Source organism: Flagellimonas amphidinii, from assembly GCF_013090115.1.
Classification (GTDB): Bacteria; Bacteroidota; Bacteroidia; order Flavobacteriales; family Flavobacteriaceae; genus Flagellimonas; species Flagellimonas amphidinii.
Window position 1 is genome coordinate 1 of sequence record NZ_JABFNN010000009.1, and the last position, 1,810, is coordinate 1,810.

The 1,810-nt window shown below is 32.4% G+C and carries 2 protein-coding genes; both read right to left on the bottom strand.

Annotated features, from left to right (window positions below):
* Nucleotides 1-83 precede the first annotated feature (83 nt).
* Nucleotides 84-740, bottom strand: a complete 657-nt coding sequence (locus tag HJC33_RS00085) for a hypothetical protein (RefSeq protein ID WP_171656755.1) — start codon at nt 738-740, stop codon at nt 84-86.
* A 173-nt stretch (nt 741-913) separates the two neighbouring features.
* Nucleotides 914-1,669, bottom strand: a complete 756-nt coding sequence (locus HJC33_RS00090; protein WP_171656756.1) for a c-type cytochrome — start codon at nt 1,667-1,669, stop codon at nt 914-916.
* Nucleotides 1,670-1,810 lie beyond the last annotated feature (141 nt).

The following is a 1,810-nucleotide window of genomic DNA, read 5'->3' on the forward strand; positions in this document are numbered from 1 at the left end:
TCGGTCGCAAGCCTTAGCAATTCCGAGTGGATTCGGACGTAGTCGAATCCGCCGTAATTGCGGTTATACATTGTTGTGCAACGTTATTTGTTTTTGATAATATCTTTATAATCATTGTCAATTCGTTCAATTAATGTTTTTCCGTGACAGTTTTTATAATTCTTATTCCCACCACAAATGCATTTTGTTCTTAAATTCCCGCCATTGTTTATATAGTGTTCTAATTGAGATTTTAAATCCTCATACTCATAAATAATCTTTCCAATATGAGGCTCTATTTCTAATTCCCAATTATTTTTTCGTTTTCCAAGAGAATAAAATTTACTCAAAGTTTCGCAGACTTTAATAAAGTGGTCTACGACTTTGTTTTTTGTGATATTCACTCTGTAATTATCTATGATTTGACCTTTATATTCGAAATCATTGTCTGGTACGAACATTATTTGGTCAAAGTCAATTTCTCTTGGTGTAATGTCAATTAATTCCTCTTTTTCGTTTTCCCAAACTGCGTGTCGCTCCGCTTCGCACAATATATTCGTTTGGTAAATAGCCCATCCGTAATGAACCTTTCCTCCATCTAATTCTATTTTTTTGTCAACATTTCCGAAACAATTTAAGGGTTCAGAATATTTTTCAATTTTTACTGGAACTTGTTCAGGCTCAAATTCCGAGTCAATATTTTCGAGAAGCTTTTGCACAAATTTGTTTTCCTCTTTCGGACTTATAAAAATTGATTTCAATAAACTCTTGAATTTTTGGGTTTGTTAATGTTGCACAACGGTCTCGGCTAAAATTAGTTGCATTGGTTGGGCTTAAAGTTAGCAAAAGGGAAACACCGTTGGAAAAATCCGCAGGATTTTTCCAAACAGGCACTGGCCCAGCAATTAATTTTAGCCTTGGTTGTACGTAGTTGTTATTTATCTTTTATATATTCAATTAATCCGTTTATTTCCTTTTCAGAGTATTTGAAATTATGAGCATTGGCTGTGTAATTATATTCCTCTTTGACTTTTAGTGCATAAATGTCTTTGCTGTTCACTAATGAATCTTGATTAGAAATGAAAGCTCTAAAATATTCACGTCCAACATCTTTGATAGTTTCTTTCATATACCGTGTATTTATAATACCTCTTTCTTTATGGCACACATTACAGTCATCTTTAAATAAATCTTTTCCGATTCCAAATCCTTTGGTCATTACAGAAGTTTCGTTTTTAATAGAACTACGTTCAGAAACGTACTCAAGAAGATTGTTGAATTCAATGGTTGTCAGTTTGAAATTGTGATTAAATTCCGAGTTGTATTCACTATTTATGAATTCCGTTCGATATTTCTTGATTTTAAGAAGTGAATCTTCTTTGGTTACAAAATCATAAATGTAATTCGGATAAGGGAATTTTTTTTTGTCTAACATAACAGCGAGAGCAGGTCCAGTCATATTTTTTGTCGGTTTGTGACAAGCTGCACAGTTCACAGCAAAAACTTTTTTTCCTAGTTTACCTTTTTCCGAAAGTTGAGGCATTTCAGTTCCACAAAAACCTTGTGGTAATTCAGTCGCACAAACAAAATATTGGTTTTTATTAAAACTAAACAGAAAGTAAGAAATTCCGATTGTCAAAATCAAAAATCCGCTTGATATTATCAAAATCCGATTTGTTAATTTTTTCATTGATTTTTCTTTGATGTTCAGTTCTCCGCAATTACGTACAACGGTTGTATAAAGGTACGTCAAATGAAATGACCGTTTTATAAATTATAAACGCACTATGCGGGTGGTTATGGTTAGGTTTGTTAATATTTTAACATAACT

Coding starts and splice junctions, on each gene's coding strand:
- HJC33_RS00090 (WP_171656756.1), bottom strand. CDS start 1,669: ATGAAAAAATTAACAAATCGGATTTTGATAATATCAAGCGGATTTTTG.